The sequence below is a fragment of the Paenibacillus sp. FSL M8-0228 genome (genome assembly GCF_038007385.1).
Classification (GTDB): domain Bacteria; phylum Bacillota; class Bacilli; order Paenibacillales; family Paenibacillaceae; genus Paenibacillus; species Paenibacillus polymyxa_D.
In genome coordinates this window covers 4210965-4236375 of sequence record NZ_JBBOXA010000001.1, presented here as the reverse complement: position 1 = coordinate 4236375, position 25411 = coordinate 4210965, and the positions used below count along the sequence as shown (strand labels likewise).

Annotated in this window: 19 protein-coding genes; 18 read left to right on the top strand and 1 reads right to left on the bottom strand. The window is 46.8% G+C overall.

Annotated elements, in window-relative coordinates:
• Positions 1–37 precede the first annotated feature (37 nt).
• The 8 genes from pulA to MKY98_RS18875 all read left to right on the top strand — a co-directional run bounded on the left by pulA (position 38) and on the right by MKY98_RS18875 (position 10663).
• Positions 38–2572, top strand: a complete 2535-nt coding sequence (gene pulA, locus MKY98_RS18910) for a type I pullulanase (RefSeq protein WP_069012490.1) — start codon at positions 38–40, stop codon at positions 2570–2572.
• Between the two features lie 232 nt (positions 2573–2804).
• On the top strand, positions 2805–3446 hold the full coding sequence (locus MKY98_RS18905) for a 50S ribosomal protein L25 (protein ID WP_029515690.1): 642 nt from the start codon (positions 2805–2807) through the stop codon (positions 3444–3446).
• A 284-nt stretch (positions 3447–3730) separates the two neighbouring features.
• Positions 3731–5227: a methyl-accepting chemotaxis protein gene (locus tag MKY98_RS18900; protein ID WP_029515689.1), complete on the top strand. Its 1497-nt coding sequence runs from the start codon at positions 3731–3733 to the stop codon at positions 5225–5227.
• A gap of 189 nt (positions 5228–5416) precedes the next feature.
• Entirely contained in the window at positions 5417–5665 is a 249-nt protein-coding gene (locus MKY98_RS18895) for a hypothetical protein (RefSeq protein ID WP_029515688.1), read from the top strand.
• A gap of 42 nt (positions 5666–5707) precedes the next feature.
• Positions 5708–7369, top strand: coding sequence for a sensor histidine kinase (locus MKY98_RS18890; protein ID WP_176715758.1), 1662 nt, complete (start codon positions 5708–5710; stop codon positions 7367–7369).
• Positions 7366–8130: a LytR/AlgR family response regulator transcription factor gene (locus MKY98_RS18885; RefSeq protein ID WP_029515686.1), complete on the top strand. Its 765-nt coding sequence runs from the start codon at positions 7366–7368 to the stop codon at positions 8128–8130. The genes MKY98_RS18890 and MKY98_RS18885 overlap by 4 nt, the downstream gene beginning before the upstream one ends.
• 190 nt (positions 8131–8320) lie before the next feature.
• Positions 8321–9574 (top strand): L-lactate MFS transporter, encoded by a 1254-nt coding sequence (locus MKY98_RS18880; protein ID WP_069012491.1) that lies wholly within the window; start codon positions 8321–8323, stop codon positions 9572–9574.
• 177 nt (positions 9575–9751) lie between these two features.
• Positions 9752–10663 (top strand): serine/threonine protein kinase, encoded by a 912-nt coding sequence (locus MKY98_RS18875; protein ID WP_029515684.1) that lies wholly within the window; start codon positions 9752–9754, stop codon positions 10661–10663.
• 43 nt (positions 10664–10706) lie between these two features.
• Here MKY98_RS18875 and MKY98_RS18870 read toward each other — a convergent pair whose 3' ends face one another.
• Complete coding sequence (locus MKY98_RS18870; RefSeq protein WP_245231609.1) at positions 10707–12794, bottom strand: vWA domain-containing protein; 2088 nt, start codon at positions 12792–12794, stop codon at positions 10707–10709.
• A 638-nt stretch (positions 12795–13432) separates the two neighbouring features.
• Here MKY98_RS18870 and MKY98_RS18865 point away from each other — a divergent pair.
• From MKY98_RS18865 to MKY98_RS18820, 10 genes are all read left to right on the top strand, one after another.
• Positions 13433–15601 carry a hypothetical protein gene (locus MKY98_RS18865; protein WP_023989860.1) on the top strand — a complete coding sequence of 723 codons (2169 nt, stop codon included), beginning with the start codon at positions 13433–13435 and terminating at the stop codon, positions 15599–15601.
• Positions 15602–15720: 119 nt separating this feature from the next.
• Positions 15721–16146 carry a hypothetical protein gene (locus MKY98_RS18860; RefSeq protein ID WP_013311475.1) on the top strand — a complete coding sequence of 142 codons (426 nt, stop codon included), beginning with the start codon at positions 15721–15723 and terminating at the stop codon, positions 16144–16146.
• A gap of 130 nt (positions 16147–16276) precedes the next feature.
• Entirely contained in the window at positions 16277–16726 is a 450-nt protein-coding gene (locus MKY98_RS18855; protein WP_069012492.1) for a J domain-containing protein, read from the top strand.
• Positions 16727–16758: 32 nt separating this feature from the next.
• Positions 16759–17307: an FHA domain-containing protein gene (locus MKY98_RS18850; RefSeq protein ID WP_069012493.1), complete on the top strand. Its 549-nt coding sequence runs from the start codon at positions 16759–16761 to the stop codon at positions 17305–17307.
• Between the two features lie 67 nt (positions 17308–17374).
• Positions 17375–17902, top strand: coding sequence for an FHA domain-containing protein (locus MKY98_RS18845; RefSeq protein ID WP_028542470.1), 528 nt, complete (start codon positions 17375–17377; stop codon positions 17900–17902).
• Between the two features lie 35 nt (positions 17903–17937).
• Positions 17938–18768, top strand: coding sequence for a PP2C family protein-serine/threonine phosphatase (locus tag MKY98_RS18840; RefSeq protein WP_069012542.1), 831 nt, complete (start codon positions 17938–17940; stop codon positions 18766–18768).
• Between the two features lie 22 nt (positions 18769–18790).
• Positions 18791–20668, top strand: a complete 1878-nt coding sequence (locus tag MKY98_RS18835) for a serine/threonine protein phosphatase (RefSeq protein WP_069012494.1) — start codon at positions 18791–18793, stop codon at positions 20666–20668.
• A 44-nt stretch (positions 20669–20712) separates the two neighbouring features.
• Positions 20713–22032, top strand: a complete 1320-nt coding sequence (locus tag MKY98_RS18830; RefSeq protein ID WP_069012495.1) for a normocyte-binding protein — start codon at positions 20713–20715, stop codon at positions 22030–22032.
• Positions 22029–22718: a hypothetical protein gene (locus tag MKY98_RS18825; RefSeq protein WP_029515677.1), complete on the top strand. Its 690-nt coding sequence runs from the start codon at positions 22029–22031 to the stop codon at positions 22716–22718. The genes MKY98_RS18830 and MKY98_RS18825 overlap by 4 nt, the downstream gene beginning before the upstream one ends.
• 31 nt (positions 22719–22749) lie before the next feature.
• On the top strand, positions 22750–25401 hold the full coding sequence (locus MKY98_RS18820) for a molecular chaperone (RefSeq protein WP_029515676.1): 2652 nt from the start codon (positions 22750–22752) through the stop codon (positions 25399–25401).
• The last annotated feature ends 10 nt before the right edge of the window (positions 25402–25411 follow it).

Below are 25411 nucleotides of genomic sequence, written 5' to 3'. Positions count from 1 at the left end.
CTGTAAGCCGATGTACAGAAATGGGTGGTGAACAGAAATGTCAGATTTCAATCAGCTTAAAGAGCTTGAGCACACAAAATATCCCATATATGAAGGCTATGATTTGGGTCTTACTTATACGCCTGCGGGCAGCAAGTTCAAGGTATGGGCCCCGACTGCGAAGCAGGTCCATATAGCGTTGTATAGCGATGCGGGGGCGTACGATCAGGAGGGGAACGTTCAGGAGCACGGCGGGGGTCAGGAATTTCTCATGATCCGTGATGATCAAGGGGTATGGTCTATAGAGCTGGAAGGTGACTGGAACAAATATTATTACATGTACAGGCTGGAGTGGGCGGACAACACTGTTCATTATGCTGCCGATCCATATGCCACAGCGGTATCAGCCAACGGGCAACGTACAGCGATCATTGATTTGGCTCAAACCAACCCGGATGGATGGGAATTGGATGCGGGGCCTACCCTTAAGCGGCCGACGGATGCCATTCTCTATGAGGTTCATGTGCGTGATTTTTCGATGGATACCCATTTTAATACAGGGAAAAAAGACTTATCTGCTGCTCAGGGACGGTTTGAGGCCTTTACGTATACGGGATTGAAGGATCCTGAGGGGAACAGTATCGGGCTGGATCATCTGCTGGAACTGGGCATTACACATGTTCATTTGCTTCCAGTAGCTGATTTTCATACGGTGAATGACTTTGCGGAATTAGATACTGAATATAACTGGGGCTATGATCCCCAGCATTATAATGTGCCGGAGGGGTCTTATTCTTCCAATCCGGCTGATCCAGAGGCACGTATACGAGAGCTGAAACTGCTGGTAAAGTCTTTGCATTCTGCCGGCATCGGTGTCATTATGGACGTTGTATACAACCATACGTATTCGGTGGAACAGGGGCCATTTGAGCCTGTTGTACCTGGATATTATTACCGCACGGATGAACAAGGGCAGCTCACCAATGGATCAGGTGTAGGCAATGAGGTGGCAACCGAACGTCCGATGGTGCGCAAGTATATCAAGGATTCACTACGCTATTGGGCAGAGGAATATCATATAGACGGCTTTCGATTTGATCTGATGGGTCTGATTGATACACCAACCGTGGTGCAGCTTACGCAAGAACTTCGCTCTGAAGTGCGTCCGGATCTGCTGATCTATGGTGAGCCTTGGACGGGAGGAGAATCTCCACAACCCTTGCTTACGCTAAAAGGAACACAACGGGACAAAGGCTTTGCTGTTTTTAACGACAACTACCGTTCTGCTATTAAGGGGGATAGCGACGGTACTGGAAGCGGGTTTGCCACGGGGGCAGAACATCAGGAGGAGCAGGTGCTCAAAGGTGCTTTTGGGGCTATTCATGATTTCACAGCTCAGCCATCGGAGACCGTCAATTATGTAACTGCCCACGATAATCTCAATCTGTGGGATAAAATTTTGACGGTAAGACATTTGCGGGAGCACTGTCGTTTTCCACAATGGGAGCAGGGGAAGCCACAGGATGGGAGGACACCTGAACATGCTGTTGCCGAAGCAGATCCGTATGGGGAACTGGATGAAAATAACCTGCTAGAGGACGAAACCGTGCGCAAGTCCCTGTTGGCCAACGGCATGGTACTCACATCTCAAGGTATTCCTTTTATTCATGCAGGGGATGAACTGTTGCGCTCCAAATATGGAGACCACAATAGTTACCGGAGCTCAGATGTGGTCAATGCCATTCATTGGGATAACAAGGCGAGGTTTCGCCCCGTGTTTGATTACTACCAAGGCTTAATTGCTTTGCGACGCAGCCACCCAGCATTCCGAATGGACCAACGTGAGCTGGTGGAGCAGCACATGGAAGTGCTGCAAAGCAGTGGGCATGTGGTGGCCTTTGCTTTGAGGCACCATGCTAACGGCGATGCCTGGAATCATATTGTGGTGATTTATAACGGCTCGGATACGGAGCAGACGATAGTATTGCCTGCGGAATCGGATCGTTGGCATGTGGTCGTGGACGCACACGGGGCTGGTAATGAGACACGGTATGAAGTCGTAGGCCATCGTGTAACTGTATCGCGCTGGTCAATGATGGTGTTATATGATCAGGAAGAACCTGCACGAGTCTCCTTTTTGACTGAACAAGATCAGGCTAATCGTCAGGCGGAGAACGAATTGGAAGACTCGGATGAGGGAACAGATCAAGAAATTGCAGGTACAGCCATGGCTTTGACAGATGTGCAGCTTGGAAACGATAATGAAGTCGCTCCATTTCGTACGATTGAACTGATCTACGAGCGTACGGATCGGCAATACACTGGCTGGAACGTATGGGTATGGGGAACTGGGCATCGCGACGGACATGTCGAATTTCGGGATTTGGATGACGGTCGTGCAATAGCGCGTATTCAGGTGGCTCCTGATATACAGCGAATTGGCTACATTGTCCGGCTTAATCACTGGGATGCCAAGGATGTTGAGGCAGATCGATATATTGATATAGACCAGAACCAGTCTGTGATGCAGGTACTGATTCATAGTGGCAGAGAAGAATATTTGTTACTGGTAAATGATAATCGGGCCGGTTAGACTTGCGTGCTTGGTTGCGTATATACACAAAAATAGCATTTTTCGATCATTTCGAGAAATGCTATTTTTTTATGCAAACGTGTGTCAGTTTCAGAAAAAAGGGGTAAAATAGAATTATGGACTTGTTTAGTTTTGCCAGCTAGCTGGCTTACATCCTGTAGTACGACTGGTAAACAGGCAAGATTCTTGGAGGAAAATCATTTGTAAGGTAACCTGAAGGAGGTTGTATATCATGAGTTCTAATGGAGGAAGTATTCAACTGACCGCCCAGCCGAGAACAGAGAAGAAGGGTTCGGCCATTCGTGGATTGAGGTTAAAAGGACGGATTCCAGCTGTGGTTTACGGCTCTGAGCTTGAAGGAACCCCTGTACATGTCGATGCCAAGGAATTTAATAAAGTAGTCAAAACCGGACGTTCAGAGGTGTTTAACCTCACAGTAGAGGGTGGAGAAACCATTCCAGTTATTATTAAAGATTATCAACAGCGTGATAACCAATGGTTGCATGCCGACTTTCTGAAAATCTCCAAAAACAAACCGCTTCGCGTGCGTGTTTCTATTGATTATCAGGGTACACCTGCAGGTACAAAAACAGGCGGTATTCTGCAAGTTCAGGAAACGGAAGTTGAGGTCGAAGGTCTTCCGGCTGATTTGCCATCTACCATTGAGGTGGATGTATCCGCGCTGGATGTTGGTGACAAGCTGAGCGCTAGCGACTTGAAACTCCCTAAAGGAGTAACACTGCACGTCCCTGAAGAAGAACTGCTTGCTTCTATTATCGTTCCACGTGCAGTTGAAGTAGAAAATGCTGCTGTGGAAGGTGATGCAGCGGCAACCGAAGGCGCTGAAGAGGCTTCTGAAAACAAGGAATCCTAATATTATCAGTGGTACATGAACCTTTTCCAATTGCAAAGATCATCAAAAATGAATTCAAAATCGCTCCCTGTCAGGGGGGCGATTCTTTGCATTCATTTATTTACAATTACATACTCTTTCCCTTTAAGAGTTGTCCTGTTGTAATTTGACGATTAAAGGGAATGTGGAGTGTTTGCATGATTTTCATTCACTACGTGTTCTGATATGACGATATATAAAGTATGGTATTTACATTTTTATTTTATAAATACCTAATATATATTCTAAGGAGCGCGTACACAATCATGGACAGAACGAGTGAATTGTTGTGGCAAAGAAACAAATTGGTGATCATTATTTTTTGGATTATGGCCTTGAGCGGCATCGTCCCGGCATTATCTAATCCCTCGATGTGGGTATCTAATGGTGTAGGATTTGTAGTCGCGGCAGTTTTAACGATCCTGAATGTGAAAAAGAAAGGAATCCGCCTTATTCCGTGGATTACTACGTTTTTTAGCGTATTAATGTGTATATTTTTGAACTTATCTAACGTCGAGGTAGGGACCACCATATTAATTTGCTCTTTGTTTTTGCTGTATCCGTCTTACCGGTATTTTCTGGTAGCTATGACCTTAAATCTCTGTAATATATTTGTGCAAATAACAATCGGTACGCCCCCAATTCCCCCGGCTACCGGTTCTTTGCGCTATGTGCATGAGTTTATTATTGTTTTACTCATTGGTTTGCTACTGTTAGTGGTATCGGTGTTAAATCAAAAGCAGTTTAAGAAAAGTGAAGAGCAAAATAAAGATATCGATGCTACAAGGCAACGAATTGAATTTCTGTTTGAGCAAGTTAGACAAGCAGTGGCTGGATTGCATAGCTTTACAGAACGATTCAGGAATCAAGTAGATGCGACGGGCAGCGTGACAAATGAAGTCGCTATCGGATTTCAGGAGGTTGCCAAAGGGGTAGAAATGCAAGCTTCGAATATCACCGAGGTTACGGATAACTTGGCTCAATCTGACCAGCACGTGCGAGAGGTAGCTGATCATTCCCGAGAACTGAAGCAGCTTTCCGAAGATACGAAAAATGCCGGGGACAGAGGGAGCAGTCAACTGCTTGCATTGACGTCTCAAATTAAGGATTTGGGTCAAGTCATGAGTCGTACCAAAGAAGAACTGGACGAGTTTAGAGTACAAAGTGATAACATGTCTGCCATGCTTAAAGATATTACTCAAATCTCGAAACAAACTAATTTGCTGTCCTTGAATGCATCCATTGAGGCCGCCAGAGCGGGAGAGCATGGAAAAGGATTTGCCATCGTAGCTGGCGAAGTGCGTAATTTGGCTGAAATGGTAGGGAACACCTCGGTGGCGATGGAAGCTATTTTGACTCAACTGAGAACTCAGATGGATTCTGTCGTAAGCCAATTTGACATGGGACAGCACAGGCTACAGCAAAGTATGGAATCGGCACATTCGACTGAAATTGTACTGGAAGACATCCTGCAAAACGCCAATAAAGTGCTGATGCAGGCCGTGGATGTGGAAAACAGTACGAATAGCATGCAGCAGTATTCATCTCAGGTTGTTCAAGAGATGACGGAATTTTCAAGTGTAACGGAACAGGCGAGTGCAGCATCAGAACAAATTTTGGCTGGAGTAGAGGAACAACGAAATATAACCTCCAATATGGTGACCGGGTTTAGTGAGCTAGAGGCGTTGATTATCCAATTAAAAGAACTGGTACATGATCAGAAGGAGTACAACAGTCCTACCGAAATCAGCAAAAGCAAATAACCGACAAGCTTCTTCATCGGACTAGAGAGCCGGGGAGTATCGCTATCAAGCGGTACTCTCCGGTTTTTTTCTGCGTTTGAAGAAGGGAAATGAAGAAGAGGCGATTTCTAGAAGCTATAATTAGATGGAAGTTGATGGTATAATTTGTGGCAGTTTAAATGCTTTGTAACTAAGGGGGGATAAATTCTTATGGAGCTTAAATATTTGTTATTCGGCGTGTTGAGCCTATTGGGTAGCGGAGTGATATATACGATGGAGCGCTTTATAGCGGTCATTCAATGGGCTGCGAATTCCGTACCTGTTAAATTGAATAGTTCGGGCATTTCTATGTCAGAACCTGATATGCCGAGTTTTGTTGACAATATATTTGTTATTATTTTATTCGTATGTGGCTTGATGATACTTGGGTATGGTGTGTATGAACGACGTACACGATAACAACTATGTAGGCATATCCGTTTTTATTTGGGAGGAACGCATGTGAATGCCTTGTTGGAAATGCTGATGCAGCTATTTGAGCGCGCAGCATTGTTGCTGATTTGTTTATTTTTTATTACACGTATCCCACGGTTTAAGGAAACCTTGCAAAAGAACAGTCATTCTCCGGCAGAGCTGGCCATACTAACATTGATTTTTTGCATGTTTGCACTGTTCGGCACCTACACCGGGATTGAAGTTGAAGGTTCGCTTGTTAACGTTCGAATCATAGCAATTATGGCAGGCGGTATTTTGTTTGGACCCTGGGTTGGGATCGTTACAGGTATTATATCGGGTATCCATCGTTATCTGATTGATATCGGGGGAGTGACCTCGATTCCGTGTCTGATTACGAGTATTCTGGCAGGTGTGGTGTCAGGATACATCGGCCGCCGGGTCAATCGTTCCAAGAGATGGCTGGTCGGTATCGCCGCAGGTATGGTCTGCGAAGCGTTGACGATGCTGCTCATTATGGTGATGGCACAACCCCATAGCCTTGGAGTGGACATCGTTTCCAAGATTGGTCTACCGATGATTATCGGAGAAGTCAGTATCGGTTTAATCGTTCTGTTGATCCAGAGTGTGGAGGGGGAAAAGGAGAATATCGCGGCCAGACAGGCCAAGCTGGCACTGGATATTGCCAACAAGACGCTGCCTTATTTTCGCTCCATTAATGCCGAATCCTTGCATACCATTTGTTCGATCATAAAAGAAGATATTAAGGCAGACGCGGTGGCGATCACGGATACCAGAGATGTGCTGGCCTATGTCGGTTTTGGCGAAGAGCGTTATCACATCGGAGATGAGATCATTAGCGATGTGACTAAATCGACGATCCGCAGCGGTAAAATCACGATCCGCAATCATATTGCAGACGATAAAACACCCCAAATCCAGTCCCTGCTCATTATCCCGTTAGAGGAGCGGGGAGAAGTAACCGGAACGTTGAAGATTTATTATCGCAAAGCTTATAAAATCACGTATCCGTTGCAGACGATGGCGATTGGCTTGTCTCAAATCATTTCCACGTTAATGGAAGTATCGCGTGTGGAGCAAATTAAGGAAGCGGCGAATAAGGCCGAGTTAAAGGCACTCCAGACTAAGATCAATCCTCATTTTCTGTTCAACGCGCTGAACGCCATTGCCTCGACGACACGCACCAAGCCGGATAAGGCACGAGAGCTGATCATTAATTTATCGGGTTATCTGCGCTATAATTTGGAGCTGAATGATGATTTGATTGAAATTCATAAGGAGCTTCAGCAGGTGTCTGATTACGTAGAAATTGAAAAAGCACGCTTCGGCAACCGGCTTCAGGTAGAGTATGTAATGGATGAGGTGTCTGTGCGTATTCCAAGCCTTATTATCCAGCCCCTGGTTGAGAATGCGATTAATCATGGAATCCTCAAGAAAAAGGGGGCAGGTACAGTAACCATTTCTGTAAAGGATCGTGGAGAAAAGGTGCGTATTTCTGTGGCAGATACCGGGGTGGGTATACGCGATGATGTTGTGGATAACCTGTATCATGATCGGGTTCCGGCTAAACAGATCGGCTTGTACAATGTGCACAGACGACTCAAGCTTATGTACGGCGAAGGAGTTATTATTCTGAAGCATGAGCCGGGCACCGAAGTTTATTTTGACATACCAAAGGAGAAGTCATGAAGGCCATAATTGTAGAAGACGAACTTCCGGCGCGTGAAGAGCTGGAGTATCTTATTCAGACTCATAGCAACATTGAGGTGACCGATAGTTTCGAGGATGGGCTAGATGTGTTTCGGTTTCTGCAAGATCAGGAGACGGATGCGATCTTTCTGGACATTAATATTCCTTCATTGGACGGGATGCTGCTGGCACAGAACATTAGCAAATTTGCCAAAAAGCCCTATATTATTTTTACGACCGCCTATAAAGAACATGCGGCGCAGGCTTTTGAACTGGAGGCGTTCGACTACATCCTCAAACCCTATGATGAAAAACGGATCGCATCTATGCTGCGTAAGCTGGAAAATGCTTATGAGCAGCAGAACGTTCCAATACAGGAGCCTGTCCAGACGGCGCAACCCCGAGCTGCTGAAGCCAGCACCGTTGCTGCGCCAGGTCGTATTAATCTGCTGAAAAATGACAAAATCATCGTAACGGATGCGAACGATATTTACTATGCGTGTGCGCAGGAAAAGGTGACCCGTGTCTTTACTAGGCACGAAGAATATACGATGCCGATGAGCATTTCAGAATTTCATAGCCGGTTGCCGCAGCAGGACTTTTTCCGCTGTCACCGATCGTACACAGTTAATCTGTCGCAGATCCGTGAAATTGTACCTTGGTTTAATCATACGTATCTCCTGCGTTTGCGTGGACTAGAGGCTGAAATTCCAGTAAGCCGTAGCAAGGCCAAGGAATTTCGGCAAATTATGCGACTTTAAAGGCATTTCATTCCGCTATATGTGCATTTCATTCCTCAAACGATTTCTGGCTGACATGCAGGGTTATAATAACCCGTGTAGAGAGAATCCTTACAGACTTGCTCCTCCTCAGGCGCAAAGTATACTGGATTCCCGGTTATCATAATCACAAATTGACGCTGTAGAGCCGGAATGAAAAGAGGAGATTGAAATGAAAACAAACAGCGGAAATCGTTGGCTTGTCGTACTTGGAACAATAATTGTACAAATGGGATTAGGAACCATTTACACATGGAGTTTATTTAATCAACCGTTGGTGGACCGCTTTGGCTGGAACCTCAGTTCGGTTGCCATTACATTTTCAATTACCAGTTTTGCACTGGCGTTTGCTACCTTATTCGCAGGCAAACTACAGGATAAATGGGGACTACGTCGTTTGATTTTGTGTGCAGGTGTCGTGTTAGGAGCAGGGCTCATGCTCAGTTCACAGGTAACTTCGTTATCCCTGCTATATATTTTGGCGGGTATTGTCGTAGGTTTTGCGGATGGAACGGCATATATTACATCACTTTCTAATCTGATTAAATGGTTTCCTGAGAAAAAAGGACTTATTTCCGGTATTTCGGTTGGGGCATATGGAACAGGCAGTCTTATATTCAAGTATATTAATGGTTCGTTGATTCAGTCCGTTGGTGTATCGCAAGCGTTCTTATATTGGGGAATGATCGTGCTGATCATGATTGTGGGTGGTTCTTTCCTGGTAAGAGAAGCTGTAGTCGTGAACAAGCCTTCGGTACAAAATGGGGTCGTACAGCGGGACTACACCGTTAAAGAAATGTTGCGCACCAAGCAGGCATACCTGCTGTTCGTCATGTTCTTTACCGCTTGTATGAGTGGTCTCTACCTGATTGGAGTCGTCAAAGATATCGGCGTACGGATGGCCGGTCTGGATGTAGCAACAGCCGCTAATGCGGTCGCTATGGTCGCCATTTTCAACACGGCGGGTCGGATCATTTTAGGTGCGCTATCGGATAAAGTAGGTCGTTTGAAAGTAGTAGCGGGTGCGTTGCTGGCAACGGCGGCTGCAGTTACAGTGTTAAGTTTGGTACCGCTGAATTATGGTTTGTTCTTTGCCTGTGTAGCAGGAATTGCTTTTTGCTTCGGCGGCAACATTACAGTCTTTCCTGCCATCGTAGCTGATTTCTTTGGACTGAAAAATCAAAGTAAAAACTATGGTATTGTGTATCAAGGCTTTGGCCTTGGTGCGCTGGCGGGGTCATTTATCGCAGCCTTGCTCGGCGGATTCATCCCGACCTTTACCACAATTGCTGTGCTGTGCGTCGTATCGTTCCTGATTGCCCTTACCATTCGCACTCCAGAACAAGGTAAAGGCAAACTGCGTAGTGAACGGAAGAAAAATACGAACAGTGTGCGCAGCATGAAGCCTGGAACGAAACTGGGTTAAATGATTTGAGAAAAAAGAACCAGATGAATGCCAAAAGACCTGTCATCATTTCTCTAAGGGAGATTATGGCAGGTTATTTGTTTTTCCAATAATCTATTTTACGGTATAATAAAAAGATATGTAATAAGCCGATATATACAAAAGACATAAGCTAAGAACCTGACAGGAGGACGAGTCATGATCGTGGATACAAGCGGGAATCTGCTTGCCCGCAATACGAAGCTGCGAAATACATATCAAATTCGAAGCGCCTTGTCCCGCAGTGAGCTGGCCATCGTGTATACGGCAAGGCTGTTGGACAACCGAGAAAAAGTCATTGTGAAGGAATTTTTTCCGAATGCACTGGCTTTGCGGGGGATGGATCGAAAAACGGTCACTTGCGGTGCTTCGATGCAATCCAAATATGTGGAGTTTATGCATTATTTTTTGCGTGAAGGGCAAATGTTGAAGGAGTTAAGTCATCCGGGAATTGTCGGTTATATAGATCACTTTGAGGAAAATGGAACTGCTTATCTGGTCATGGAATACTGTGCAGGCAAGACCTTGGATCGAATGATGAAAGAAGAGGCTGCGCCAACGTATGACCCCACTTTTTTGTACCATACGCTGCTACCTTTAATTGATGCCATGGAGTACATTCATGACAAAGGAATTATTCATCGGGATATTAAGCCGGGCAACATTATGATTGGGGAAAATGGCAACGTCAAGCTGATTGATTTTGGTTCGGCTGTGCATTTTGAAGGCAAAGAGCATCCGATTTTCACCACAGCGGGCTATTCTCCGCTGGAATTTTATTCTAATCGTTCGCAGCAGGGACCTGTGTCGGATATCTATAGTTTGGCCGCTACGCTGTATTATTGCCGAAAAGGAACACCTCCGCCAGATGTGCCAGGCCGATTATTTGCAGATCATGCTGAGCGGATTCAGATTGAAAATGCGGGACTTTCTCTGCTGCCGTATGTCATTCGGCGTGGTCTGGAGGTACAGGCTAACAAGCGCTGCCGCTCACTTCGATGGTTTAAAGCCGCACTACGTGCGGAATATTGGATAAAAAAAGGGAAGCGCCCTACTCTTACGGTTCGTTAATCGTAAGAGACGGCGCTTCTCTTTTTTTACGTTGTGACCGACATTATCCTGTCGGAGCTTGGATATGGTCGGTGTACACTGAAGTATTTGGTTTAATCGCTTTGTATCGCAGCTCGATTTCAGTGACACCATCCTCGAATGTAATGTACAGTTTGTCACTGTACTCCATGACCGCTTTTTTGTTGCGAGCTAATCTGATCTTTCCATGCTGTAAGGCACAGCGTGTATCATGTTTCACGATCAGGCTCCCTTTTTTACCTGCGGAAAATAGGATCCGTTCCGCTTCTGGCAACGGTTCGTGAACGTCAAGCGTACGGAACAACTCCTGCAAGCTGACCTTACGACCCGGAAAGGAGGTGAGCGGCCAGGATTTTACCGGAATCTCCTGCCCACTTGCTGTAGCGAGAAAATATCCTTCGATTCTTCCGGCAAACTGCGGCTTCGGCCGCAAGAACCAATACAGAAGAGCGGCTACCACGATACTGATGGCTACTGTCCATTTAATGGCTGTATACCGAGATTGTACGGTAACGGTTAGTGTAGCGCTGCTGGATGCTCCTTCCGGATCGGTGGCAGTAATCTTTAGCTGAGAGTCACCTGTGCGGAGCTCGGATAGCAGCAGATCATTACCGTTAATCTCAGCATGGATCGCATCCCCAAAGGCTTCTGAATCCAACTTATAGTTCAGCTTGTCATGATTCGGGTCAACAATAAAATCCGATACACTTCGACGGGAATCACCGTCTTCTTTCACCAGGTGAATCGTCAGGTCTTTTAAGACCTGTGGCGCTACATTGGCCGCGTGAACTTTATGTACAGTTCCCTTACGGTACCATTGCGGACTATCCAGAGATAGCTGCCATGTATAATCCCCGGTTTGAGGGAATGCATATTCGGTATGGAAGGCTCCTGACTTATAGGTCATAGGCACCTTTTTGGCTGTGCCCCCCTTTGGAGTAACAATTATATGGGCTTGGAGAGACGTATATACGGCTTCATCCGTAAGCTTTTGACTGTCGGGTAACAGGAGCTGAGCTTGAAACGGTGTGGCTTGACCTTTCAGCAACTGCACAGGCTTGTTGCCATGAGTGGCTGATGCTTGCTTTCCTCCTATGGTTGCTTCGGCTTCCAGTCGGTAGCTGCCAAGTAAATTGATTTTCACCAAATCCCCGCGTATGCCCCGTAGTTTCAACTTCACTTTGCCTGCCTGTGGATGCTCGATTTTTAAAATCGCATATCGGCTCGACTTGTACCTGCGGACATTTTCTGAATTGGAATATAGCTGTGTTTCCAGAAGGGGATGCTCCGACAAAAGCACCAGATTGGCTTCCTCCATACTGGAATCAGGTAGAGTTACAGTTAATTCCTGCATCTCGCCAGTGGTCGTAATTGCAGCAATTGGAACGAGCTTGGAGCGAATTTGACTGGCGAAAATACGGTTCAGAATTTCCGGCAGATCCTCGGCACTACTCGTAATAAAAGAAGCTCCACCCGTTTGAGAAGCGATCCGTTCGAGTTCTTGTCGGTTCACTGTGCCATCATGGTTCAGACCAATCGTGTACACCGGATATCCTTTGGTCTGTGCAGATTTGATGACAGAGGATACATCGTTATTGGAGTCACCTTTGGATCGGGAACCAGAGGAGGCACCAAAATCAGTCTCTCCATCTGACAATAGAATCATAAAAGGCTGACGCCCTTGGGATGCTCCTGCCGCTAGTAGCTCCGAGCCTTTGCGCAACCCAAGTCCCAAATCCGTATAACCGGAACGGTTAAGTGTTCTGATTTCCTGCTGGATCTGGGATTTTTGCGCTGCCACGGCAATCGAAGTTAGTGGTTTCGAGGCGACCACGTTATGATTGTAGGCAACGAATCCGACGCGTGTGCGGTCTGCATCACTCAAATCCATAAACATATTGATGACTTCCGCGGCAATGCCCTCAGGATCGGTATCCCTCATGGAATAACTGGTATCCAATACAAAAACGGCATCATAACCCTCGATCGGGACAGCGCCTAAAGATGCTGCATTAGCCTGATTTACAGTGCAAATGACCCCGTTTAAGCCCATTTGTAAAAATAGTACAAAAGTCATGAAAATGATAATCCCTAGTTTCCTTATTCTGAACATAAGCTCCTCCATCGCCGAGGCCAACATGGGGGATCAACTCTCCTAATCCTTGGGATATAAGGGATAAAGGATCAAAACAGCTGATAACCCTCACATTAGCCATGAATTTGATTCTTTTACGCTTATCAGAAATATCCAATGGACTTCTATCGGTAATTAAGTTCCATTTGTGAATATTTCCCTGAAGAAACAGGTCTAACATATCATGAAAATTACGTATTCACGCATAAAATGAGTCAAAATGCCCTATTTCAATCTGAGACTACAGAAATTGACAAAACTGAAGGGTACTTTGTATGATAGCTCTCGTATCAACGGCAAAAATTGGGATTGAAGTTAGGAATACGAAATCATAAATTTGAAATTTCTGTGTTATCTGACTTTTGATTTTGAAAAAACATCTCATGTGCATGCTTTGCCGTTAAAAGCCGAATAACGCTTCGGACCGATTTTCGAGGTTACATGCCTGTACCGTAAATGTGGTATAAGCTCAATCCTTTGACGAATTTAAATGTTAAGTAGGGGGGAGGAGGCAAAAGAACTAAAAATGAGTATTCGTCCGTTTCAAATTGGACATCCCGTGTCCGTATATGGAGCAATGGACCTATAACTCATACTTTATTCATTTGCCGACAGCGATGGAAATCATTTATCAAACCAACCGGACAATGCTTTTTGAAGAGATTAACCCGGAAAAGCTGGACCTGATCACCATAGTAGGTGATGTGAAGGGTATTGACAGCTTGAGCGATGAGAAGATCAAGGAAATTAATCAGCACCTTCTGGTGCGCAGCTTTGACGAATTTTTGGATAAGTTTTCGCCGACCGTGTATTCGTTTTTTAACGCGGCCAATCAAAAAGTCGTCTACACCCTTAAAAAGCCAGAAGGAATTGATGAGGATAGCATTTCTGAAATTCGTGTAAATCAAAGTAATGACTTTCTGAAAATGTTGTTTACGCTCATCGATACCAAGCGGAGTCAAGGAATCACTAATGTAGATTTCAAATTTGAAAATCTGCTGGATATGATTTCACCGAAAAAGGTCATGGATGATATTCGCCAAGTCCGCAAAGAAATTCACTATATGTACGGTGAATACGACAAGCTGGATGATGGTGACCCGAAGAAACTCGACATGGGGGACAAGCTGAATGGCATGTTCGAGGAAGCGAGTCAAAACTACAACAACGTTATGGCTATGCTTCCACTGGCAATTGAGGACATCAAAACCCGCCTTCTGCTCGGTGGCGCGCAAGAGGAAAACTCCGGTGAACTGATCCAGGTGGGCATGCTCTCCATTGGGGAAAGCGGCGAACTGAAAATTATTGAAGCGCCGAAGAGCGACAGCACTGAGCTGATGTTGTTGGATGAGAACAGCACTGGCGATCTCTCTCAAGTATTCGAAGAAGATTATAACTCTATCACAGATACGCCTTCTGATTATGTGAAGGATTTGGTAGTTCGCACGTTTGTGCCACTGCCAGCTGTTCAGACCAAGGTGGATACAGCAGTTGAGGTTCAGAACTACAACACGTATCTGGAGTTCTATAAAAATGCCAAGGACGATTTCGTAAAGGCGGTTAAGCCGCTTGTGGAAAAAATTCTCGGTGTCAAAATGTTCTTCGATCAATATGCAACGAAGAGCAAAGGCATGCTGCCGACAATGCTGGTGGCGAACAACAAACTGGACATGCTGGTAAAAAGTAGCAATATTCCGCGCCTGGAAACGTACCTGAACACTGTGAATGCTAAGAATGAATTCAGCGACACGATCTGGTTCGGTATCGTTCCATCCGTCGAGCTGGAAGCAGCCGGTAAGGTAAAGGTTTCACGTGAACGCTTCAAGGGCAACGAGAAGGTCGTTAAGCAGGGCGGAAATTCTATGGAATCGCTCTCGATGTTGCTGCAAGTCGTGAAGGATTACAAAATTCAAATGTTCTTTAATTTTGAATCCGGTGAAGAAACGACTTTCAACAGTATGGCAACAGCAGGCATCGATAAATATGTCGATAAATGCGCCAGTCTCGTTCGCAGAGAATATAGCGAATTTGCAATTCCTTGTGTACCGAACTTTACGATTATTCCGAAGGACAAATCGGGTGTCATTATCGACAGCAAAATGCTACAGACCGAAGATGGTGTACAGCTCTCTAAGGAGAAAGAGGATATTCTCAAGCTGTGGATCGAGGGCGTTTATGTAGGTGCAGCCTACGTTGCCGCCGGCTTGGTTGCTTCCTATCAGTGTCCTGAATACCTGCGTGAGACGTTCAAAACGGTCAATAAGAACTTCCCTGGCGTACGCTTCGACATCGAAGCAGGAGACAACAGTCTGCGCACGGTAACGACGATGGCCAAGGAGATCACCGGTTTCACTAACACGATCAAGGATGCCATCAACCGTAAAAACTTCGGCTTTGTATTCTCGTCGGAGAATGCACAGATCCAGGATAAGGATATCCGCCGGATTACCGTCTACAAGGCGAGAAGCATGGCGATGTCCGAGGACGGTTTTGACTCCATCTACAAGACGCTGGTCAGCACGTATATTGAACGTATTTTGCGCTACCAGACAGGGGACTTCAAACACGAGAATATCGTCCGTTTCTTCAGTAACAATCCGAGCAGTCAGAAGAGCAAGTGGCTGAGCAGCAGAGGATCTGTTAACTCGATCATTCAGGACGGAGACGATATGAGCTTCATTATTGATGAGAAAAGCAATATGTGCCATATCGACCTGGTCTTCAACGGTAATGTGAAGAACCTGGAAGTCATGATCACTAAAGGAACCAGCTCGGTCAAATCATGATCCGAGCCCTACGAAAGATGTTAGAGGCGTTTCTTTCCAGAACCGCCTTTATACATAAATCGCGAAGAAGCTCTGCTTCTTCCGCCATCATATTACCTAATTTCAAGGAGGCAACACACATGGGATTCAGATTGAAAGTAGAAGGACAAGAAACAATTGAGCTGGGCTTGGATAACATCCAAACGGTTATTTATGACACCGATACACCGGACGATTCCAATGCACGCTCCACTGACGTAGGCTCCACGCTGCGCATCAGCGGTAAAATCATCACAGCAGTAGACGGTGACAGCGCGGATGACACGCTGAAACTGGCTTTGTGGTCTCTGGTTCCTGCTGAAAAAGCAGACAGCTACCGTAAAGTAACATTGGAAGTTATCGCAGCTGATCAAGTTGTGCGTAAAATCCACTTCCCGAATGCTTTCGTTGTAGACTACAACGAGCACTTCGGCGACACAGAAGGTGTAGGTGCATTTACACTCTACATCAAACAAAAGAAAGACAAAACCGAGCTGGCTACAATCGACGGCGGATATCCGGTTTAAGCTTAACGTCTTCACGTTAAGTGCAGCTTAAACACACACTCACCCGGCACATAAGTGCAGGGTGGATAAATATTAAGAGGCCTACGGGTCTCTTAATATTTATTTTTTTCGGAGAGGGGAACATCACACAATGACTAACTACTATGAGCTGCTCGGTGTCAGCCGGGATGCTTCGGAGGCAGAGATTAAGCAGGCTTACCGTAAACTGGCCAAAAAGTATCATCCTGATACCAACCAGGGAAGCGAGGAAGCAACGCGCAAGTTCAAGCTGATTCACGAGGCTTACAATACCTTGCGTGACGAAGCATTGCGGCAGGCATACGATGCCGAGCTCATCCGAAAAACTGAGGGAGCTGGCGGGGAACAGCAAGAGAGAGGGAGAGGGGATACATCTTCCGGTGGTGCGCGTACGACAGCCAAAGGATTCAATCCAGCTGACATAGGAACTGATTTTGAGCAATTTTTTGGTTTTCATCCGAAAACGAAGGAAGGCTCACCAGGGAAAAAAACGAAAAAATCCGGTGATCCGACGGATACCTCAGCGATGTTTAACCAATTTTTTGGTATTCGAAAAAAATGATGATTTCAGGATAGAAATGGGGGAAGCAAGCAGTGAAAACGGCGCAGAACAGATGGGTTTTCATCATAGATGTTGCCATGTTCGGGCTGATGCTGGCGATCGCCTTTTATGTGTTTAATCGTACAGGCTACAGCGGTTTGAAAACCGTGGTCGCGACAGGTATTGGAATCGGCGTGCTTGTATACATACTGCGCAACCTGGTGTCCGTTGTACCTGTGGCCAAGTCAAGGGCACAACGTCAGCGGATTGCCAAGCTGGTGTTGATTGATGAAGAGGGCGAGTCCATTAAAGAATGGTATATCGAAGGGGAAACGTCGCTCTTAATCGGCAAAACGACGTCACGTTCGGAGGCGGATATTGATTTGGCAGGTACAGATTATGCCTCCCTGATAAGTGTGGAACATGCGGTACTCAACCGGGTGAATAGCGACTGGTTTGTAGAGGATGTGGATTCCGGTAATGGTACAGGCTTGCGGTCTGCCAACGAAAGTGTAACCAAGAAGTTGGAAAGCGGTGAGCCATACCGGATTTACTCAGGTGACTTATTATATATTGCCAATACGAGGGTGCTCGTTAAATAGATGAGGATGCTGCAAAATTCTCAGATCGCTGAAAAGACAATCATGACAATGGGGGAAGGAACCGACTATGAGTTTGACAAGATGCCCGAACGGACACATGTTCAGTACACGAAAGCACGGAAATACGTGTCCTTATTGCAACACGGTAGTAAATATAGCTGCACCCAAGAGCGCGGAGCCAGCAGCGAAAACAAACGTCGCGGGAGATAATGACAAAACAATGCCGTATTTGGGTGAGACGGTGGGTATTCATCCGGTAACTGGATGGCTGGTATGCATCGAAGGAGCACAGGTGGGTCAGGACTATCGCATTATGGCAGAGAAGAACTTTATCGGACGCGCAGAGGAAATGCATGTCCGCATTATCGGGGACAACACGATTTCTCGCAGAAATCATGCGGTCATTGTGTATGATCCGAAGAAACGCAACTTTTACTTGCTGCCAGGCGATTCATCAGGTTTAGCGTACCACAATAACGAGGCGGTATATTCACCAGCAGAGCTGGCTGCCTATGACGTGATTCAGCTGGGACACAGCAAATTTATCTTTATCCCGCTGTGTGGCGCCCATTTTGAGTGGGATAACGAAAACTAGGATGGAATTGGGCAATGGTGCAGGGAGGTAACGATATGCAGCCTTATTTTGTTGTAAGTGGAGCTGCGGTGCTATTCGCTGTTCTTCTCATGATCCGTATACGACTGACGCGAAGTTCCGGCAGCCGTACCGTAAGTGGAATTGAAATCGGAAATGGTCAAACGATCGGGAGCCGGAGCGAGCAGGATGATTATTTCTCCAGTATGACGACACCTGTCGGTACGCTGGCTGTTGTCGCAGACGGTATTAGTGGACTGGCCAATGGACGTATGTCCAGTACCTTGGCTGTGACGACTTTTACAAAGGCATTTGCCAAGCTGGAAGATGCAACGAATTTGAACGGATATTTTGCAGAGGCGGCAACTCAAAGCAATCGCGGCATTTTGCAAAATTTGAATGGACAGGGTGGAGGAACGACGCTGGCTGCGGTCATTGTGTGCGGATATCAGCTGCATTACGGAGCGGTGGGTGACAGCCTGATTACGATTTACCGTAATGGTCATTTCCAAACAGTCAATTCCAAGCATACAGCAGAAACACTGCTGGAGGAACGAGTGCTTGCTGGACAAATGACCTCGGAGGAAGCCAAAACGAGTCCAGTGCGCAATCAACTGGTCAACTACTTGGGCTATGAGGGCTTTGAGAGCATGGAACTGGGGAGTGCACCGATTCGTCTGTATTCGGGCGATCATGTGCTGTTGTGCAGCGATGGCATTCAGGAGGCGCTGACGGAGATTGAATTGGAAGAGATTATGCGCAAGGGTGGAACACCGCAGGAAACAGCGGATGCCATGATCGACGCCATTAATGATAAAGGCTTTAAAAGTCAGGATAATGCAACAGTACTTATTTTGGCGATAGGATGAAACAAGAAAGACGGGGGTAGCGATGCGCAAGGACAACAGCGATTTTAGTACCGCCTTTGTGTCGGAAGCGGGCTCTTACATAGACAACCGGGACTATTTTGCATTCATGGAGACGGACGACATGGCCTGTTATGTCCTCGCAGACGGTCTGGATTCGGATCAGGAGCTGCGCAGCGCAGAAATGGTTGTCAAAACGGTGCTTGAAAACTTCATGGAGAAGCCTTCCATGTCCAAGCGGCGCTTGATGAGAGATCTGCGTGAAGCGCAGGAATGGCTGCAATTTGAAAGCCGTCGTGTTCGGCTCAAAGCCAGTCTGCTGATGGTAGTGACCAACTACAACAAAATGGTGTACGTTTCGTGCGGTAATGTGCGGCTATATCATTTTCGCAATGGAAGGCTTAATTTTCGCAGCAAGGATCATAGTCTGGCTCAGTCATTGGCAGATGATGGACGCATTCCAGACGAAGCGACCAGCACACATGAGGAACGAGGTAATCTGCTGGAATACTTGGGAAATCCGAATGGAGTTCATGCCCATTACGCCAAAAAGACCCAGCTTGCAGATGGAGATGTAATCCTGCTCGCCACATCCGGGATGTGGGAGGACGTTGAGCTGGCGGAAATGCTGGGGGCGCTAGAGGAAGCGAAGGATCCGGCCATGCTGACGGACACATTGGAAGAGGTTCTGCTAAGCAAACAGCACCGGACGGTGAACAATTACACGGCTGCGGCCATTTATGTAAATAAAGTTTTTCAGGAAAAGCCTAAAAACCGCCGTAAGCTGATCAAACGGATTTTGATTGCGTTGCTCGCCTTTGTAATCGTGGGAGGGGGAGCATGGATTACACTGGCGCGTATGGCAGCGAACAAGGCGGCTGCGCTGGAAACGATGGTCGAATCGGCTCAGGCCGCGGATGATTATGCCAGGGCAGGAGATTATGCGAAGGCACTCAAGTCCTACAGTGAAGCGAAAAACGCGGCGGTTAAAATTAACGATAAGATTCATAAGCGACTATATACAGCCGAGCAGAAACTATCTCAATTACTGGTGGACGGAGACGGCTACGTGGAAAAGGCGGACTTTACCAAAGCTGAAGCCAGCTACGAGAAAGCACGGAAAAGCGCTGGTCTGTACCCGCCTTTCAATGTGAAGGATATTGAGCATAAAATCGACCAACTGGACAGCTATGCTGAGACGGCGAGCTGGATGAAGGACGGAGATTTGAAATTTCAGGGCGGCGATTACACGAATGCACTCAAGCTGTACAAAAAAGCAAATAAGGCTGCGATGGAATCCGGTTATACGTCTGCGCAAAAAGAACTGGAGAAGAAAATTACCGAGGCCAACGATAAATTGACTGCTATTCAGCAGCAGCTCAAGGAGATTCAAGCTGGCAAGCTTCAGGCTAAAGGAGATCGAATGATGAAGGATCTCGATTATGAAGGAGCCATTGATGCCTATAGCGGGGCACAGGAAATTTATCAGGAGATCGATAAGCTCGAAAGTGTTCTGGCATTGGAGCGGAGCATAGCCAAGGCGGAGGAAAAGCAGAGCGCTGAGCAGCAGAAAAACGGTCAGCTTCCTGCTGGATTGGGATTGTCTGACGGAGCGTTGAACGACACGGACGCAGGGGACGCAGCGAGTAATGCTTCAGCTTCCGTCGCTGCAACCCCTGCTGCAGAATCGCAAACGAAGGCTACGCCAACGGCTTCAGCGGGAACTACACCCGCGAAGAAGGAAGTCTCTTCAGCGGCAAAAAATAGCGGTACGGGCGATGGAAATGCCTCTTCGGCCAAGGCGGGCACCAGCAAAGAACAAGGAACTGCTGATTCCGCTTCTAAAGCAGAAGGAGCGTCTGATTCAGAGAACCAAGATCGGGCTGCTGCGAATGGAAGTTAAGTTTTTATGTTCAATGAAGCTGGAGCCGAAAGGAGTGAGACGTCGTGAAAGAGCTGGTACAGGACCGTTTGAGCAAGATGGACGATTTGGAGCAGAGACGTTTACTGAAAAATATGATGGCGGGGGTATTTATGAACCTCGTCGAATATCAGGAAGAAATGACCCGCCAGCTAGAACGGCGGGTATTTGAGGAAATTGAGAATACGGAAGAAAAGATTGATGTGTACGTGTCATTGACATCGCGTGAGGACTATGACCCGATTCATGAATTTTTATACCCTGTGTTACCGTCTGATACGGAGGAAAAGCAGATTGACATCAGCCATGTGGCAGAGGTGGTACGCGAAGGCGGATCGATGCCGCTGTTTACGCTTTTCCTTGAGATGGAGACCGAACGAATCTCAGCACTGGTGCGAAGCAAACGAATTTTCTCAGGAATGTTGGTCACGGAAACCGGCAATTATCCGATTCGTTTTCGTCTGGAGCATAACCGTTCTTATATTTTAGAGATTGAGCAGTTATATCACACGTTTATGCAAAATGGCATGCCGTGGAAAACAATTAATCACCCGTACGCTTATAAGTTTGTGGACTGTGTATTGATTGGTGGAGACGGCGAGCCGGCCGCCCATGAAGAAATTCATGAAATTACAATTTCATTGGAGGAATTCGACGGTTTTAAGAAGGGTGACGTTTTTCCGCTTTGGAACATTGAAAGGCTATCTCTAAAGAACAGCGGCTTTCCTATACCCGCTATGGATCGTGTGAATTATGAGCATGTGCTACCTTTGCGAAAAACAGGTCCTGAGCATGGTTACTTGATTGACGGGACTGAAGGCGATATCCGGTATATCAAGCGTACAGAAGAGGAACTGACGATTGTCACACCACGTGATAAGTCTGGCGAATGGAATGTGTTGAAGGTTACGAAGCCTGTTACAACGAGACTTAGTCGTCAGACTTATCCGTTATTGTCCAATCGGCGACAGGACAGCTTTTTGGGCCGCTATGCAGGAAAACAGGCCGTGATTGTCCGTGCCAAAGCGGAAATCATGCGCATCGTAAACTCGTTTGAAGCAGCGCAGGGGCTTGAGCTGGAACGTGTAGACATCTGGGGAGGTGCAGGGAGAAATGATGTAAGCAACCTTTTAACCAAAACCCAGACGTATCCGTTAAATCCGTTTGTCAGCGATAACGTACGGACAGAGGAAGGCAAGCAGATCATGCGTTTGGGGTTCAGACGTGGTTCTGACGATGTTTTGCCCACTGCGCCTGCTTATATTTTATCCGATTTAATGAGCTTTCTAGTATCAGAAGTGCAGATGTATTTTCCGGAGTACAAGTGTGAAGGAGAATGGGTGTGAATTACGTCTGGGATTTGCTCATGCGCGCGAGGGAACAGGGGCTGGATGTAGATAAATTCCGCTTCGTACCCGCTGTCAGCTACTCTCCGTATATGGAGCTTAGTCTGGCAGAGTTGAATACTTCCCATTTGGAGCAGGTAGTGGAAATCAATCCGTACTACCGCTTTTATTCTATTTTTCGGGATCTGTTTCCACCGGATGCTGAAGAGTATCTAGAGCTGAGAGAATCGCTATTTGATATTATGATGCATTTCCTGGCGGAAATGGACTTGTATCAAGGGATGAATCGGCGGGAGTACCATATCCGGTTTGTTCAGCGTGATATTGCAGAGGGCATTTTTGGCCCGAAGGTAAAGGAAGGCTTTGGACAATTAAACCGTGAGGATCAGGACGTGATTGCTGAAGGATTGCTGCGCCTGTATGAGACGGGAGAAGCCGTACATTTGCTAAAAGAAACGATGCGGCGCGTCTTTCATCGCTCAATCATTTACACCAATTGTGAGGAAAAAGACGAACTGCTCATCTATATCGGCCAAGAGGAGACACCATTGTCACGGATTAAAGTGGATTTGATTCTGGATTTGTTTCTTCCGGCACGTTTTACGACGGAATTGTATTGGACAAGTCATTTCGGCATTTTGGAGGAAGATCCTACGATGAAAATAGACGCTATCGCCCTCTATTAAGGCTAAATGGCTAAGAAAGGACATGTGAACGATGAACGGACCCTATACATACAGGTTGCTAGACCCGCTCACCGATCGAAAAAGCATACGCTTCACGGCGAAATACACGCGGGCGGAATTGGAGCAAATGACGACCTTTCAGTTACGCGGAATATGCGATAAGGAACGACTGGTCGAGGGCTTTGCCAATCGCCTGGCACGTGAAGAGTTGATTCGCGTGATTTTACGTTTTCGGAGCGCGGAAGAGCATTTACTCATCACAAGGCCAAATCCTGGCGGCTTTGAACGCATGGAATCGGCACTACAGCGAAACTGGAACGACCGTCGGCAGGAGAGCAGCGGCATCCGGGTTCCCGCCAAAATCACGCTGTATCAGGGTGTACGCACAGGTCGCATGGACAACTACCGGATTGAATCCGATTTGCCTTGGCTGAGCTCATCTAATGTGCTGCTGGTGAATGCAACAGGAGAACTGTGCGGTGTTTTGAATTTGGTGAAGGATGAGACACGAACAGGCGTATATTATCTTTCTCGTCATCGTGATGCTGAACTGCGAGAGACGTCCAATCATAGTTATAGCCTGCTGTTTCTGCGAAGACAGGAATCAGAATATTTTTATAACCTCTACTATGGAGATAAGCCAATGCTGCCGCTGAAGCTTCAAGGTCACCGGATTCCGGTGGCAGAGCTGATCATTCGGGGCACGGAAACTACAGATGCGGTACTTGCGATTGATTTTGGCACCTCGAACACCACAGCAGGTGCTTATTTGGATAGCTCCTACGTTACGGCTCCTGATACAGGTATGAGCAGCACAGTAAGGCTGAACGCCATCAATTATGTGTCATTCCCCGGCCCAGAAGGGGCAGAAGGCGACTGGATCGAAGTATTGCCGACTGCTATTCGCGTCGCAGATTGCTCCAATCCAGAACATATCCTTTATGTATTTGGGGAGGATGCACTACGTGGATCTGACGTGGCAGGAAGCCGTGCAACAGTATTGCGGGGGATCAAGCGGTGGGTCAACGATTATAAGAGAATTGAGGAATTAATGGATTCCGAGGGGAATACAGCAACCGCTTCCCGCAGTGATATTTTAGCTGCTTTTATCCGTTATGTGATTGCTACAGCCGAGCAGCAATTTAAGTGTCGGTTCCGCAACCTGCACTTTTCTGCTCCGGTAAAGCTGCAGCCCCAGTTTATAGAGATGTTTAGTGATATTTTGCCTGATTACCAGATTGAAGCGGAGGATGCGCTGGACGAAGGGCTGGCTGTGCTGTACAACACGCTGGCAGACCAGATGGAACGAGGGACTTTTGCGGACGGTGAGGAGTACCAGGCACTTGTTATTGATTGTGGTGGAGGCACGACAGATTTGTCTTCCTGCCGATTCCGAATTGAGGACGGACGTATTGCTTACAAGCTGGATATTCACACAACATATGAAAACGGGGATACCAACTTTGGCGGCAATAATCTGACGTATCGGATTATGCAGTTTATGAAAATTGTATTTGCAGGTTATTATGCTGCCGAGACGCGTTTGCCTGACACCGATATTGATGCCCTGATCGGCATTCCTTCGGGAGATTTGTACCGTCATGTGGATGAGTTTGGTGTAGATGCTGTATATGCGGGACTGGAGGAGCGCTACCGAGAGGCAGAGGCCATCTTGCCTACCGCGTTCAAACAGTATGAGCATGCTACACGGGATGAATATCAGCGGGTACTGAGTAATTTTCATCTGTTGTGGAGCGCGGCAGAAAATATGAAAAAGGAATTTTTTCTACGTACGGGGATCTTGCGCAGCCGCTTCGAATCCGAGCAGGTATTATCTGCTGAAAGCGACCTGAACATTGCAGTGATGGACCGTTGGCTGGTTTCAGTCATCGAGAACGGACGGTTTCGTGATGAATATGGTTTGCCTGATGTGGTGTTTAACATTCGGGAAATACAGCAGCTTCTTAAGGCGGACATCTACAATATTGTGCGCAAGTTTCTGGATGAGTTTTATCTGGAGGGACGCTTGCAGGATTATTCGATTATCAAGCTAACCGGGCAATCCTGCCGGATTGACGTATTTCGCGAAGCACTCAAGGAATTTGTACCGGGGCGCAGTATTGAGTTTCGTCAAAAGGCAGAGGACCTCAGCCGGGTACCTGAGTTGAAAATGGCCTGTCTGCGCGGGGCTATCCGTTACCTGAACGCTAAAAAAATGGGCACGATTGAGCCTGTCATTACCAATCATATTCCGGCTATTCCGTACACGGTCAGCGCATGGACGCATACGGGACGCGAGAAGGAGCTGATTGCGAGTTTGGAAAGCAATCGGGTACGCGGTTCTATTTCCCGGCCGTCTCATGCGGCTGAGGTGGAGTTCTTCCTGACGGCCGACGGCGGCAAGCTGCGTCAGCGCCATGTGTATCGTAGTCGGCCAGAAGCTTTTGAACCCATGCCGTATGAGGAAATTGCAGTGCTGTACGGGCGGGATATCCCGCAGGATGATACGGACTCCATCCGTAATGGGGAAACGAAATATTTTGTTTTTGTCGGAGATAGCCGCTGGGGCTTTTATGTAGTGCCGATTACTCGCCGAGATGAATTGCTGCATCTGGGACCCAAACGCTTTTTTGCCTTCGAGAATGATCTCTCCGAGCTGGATTTCTTTGACGGCACGAAATAGTAAATTAAGG

Bases quoted from the DNA above. Each gene is read 5' to 3' on its own strand.
- MKY98_RS18870 (WP_245231609.1), bottom strand. From the start codon at position 12,794: ATGTTCAGAATAAGGAAACTAGGGATTATCATTTTCATGACTTTTGTA.
- MKY98_RS18895 (WP_029515688.1), top strand. From the start codon at position 5,417: ATGGAGCTTAAATATTTGTTATTCGGCGTGTTGAGCCTATTGGGTAGC.
- MKY98_RS18875 (WP_029515684.1), top strand. From the start codon at position 9,752: ATGATCGTGGATACAAGCGGGAATCTGCTTGCCCGCAATACGAAGCTG.
- MKY98_RS18840 (WP_069012542.1), top strand. From the start codon at position 17,938: ATGCAGCCTTATTTTGTTGTAAGTGGAGCTGCGGTGCTATTCGCTGTT.
- MKY98_RS18820 (WP_029515676.1), top strand. From the start codon at position 22,750: ATGAACGGACCCTATACATACAGGTTGCTAGACCCGCTCACCGATCGA.
- MKY98_RS18900 (WP_029515689.1), top strand. From the start codon at position 3,731: ATGGACAGAACGAGTGAATTGTTGTGGCAAAGAAACAAATTGGTGATC.
- MKY98_RS18905 (WP_029515690.1), top strand. From the start codon at position 2,805: ATGAGTTCTAATGGAGGAAGTATTCAACTGACCGCCCAGCCGAGAACA.
- MKY98_RS18855 (WP_069012492.1), top strand. From the start codon at position 16,277: ATGACTAACTACTATGAGCTGCTCGGTGTCAGCCGGGATGCTTCGGAG.
- MKY98_RS18885 (WP_029515686.1), top strand. From the start codon at position 7,366: ATGAAGGCCATAATTGTAGAAGACGAACTTCCGGCGCGTGAAGAGCTG.
- MKY98_RS18835 (WP_069012494.1), top strand. From the start codon at position 18,791: ATGCGCAAGGACAACAGCGATTTTAGTACCGCCTTTGTGTCGGAAGCG.
- pulA (WP_069012490.1), top strand. From the start codon at position 38: ATGTCAGATTTCAATCAGCTTAAAGAGCTTGAGCACACAAAATATCCC.
- MKY98_RS18880 (WP_069012491.1), top strand. From the start codon at position 8,321: ATGAAAACAAACAGCGGAAATCGTTGGCTTGTCGTACTTGGAACAATA.
- MKY98_RS18865 (WP_023989860.1), top strand. From the start codon at position 13,433: ATGGAAATCATTTATCAAACCAACCGGACAATGCTTTTTGAAGAGATT.
- MKY98_RS18860 (WP_013311475.1), top strand. From the start codon at position 15,721: ATGGGATTCAGATTGAAAGTAGAAGGACAAGAAACAATTGAGCTGGGC.
- MKY98_RS18845 (WP_028542470.1), top strand. From the start codon at position 17,375: ATGAGTTTGACAAGATGCCCGAACGGACACATGTTCAGTACACGAAAG.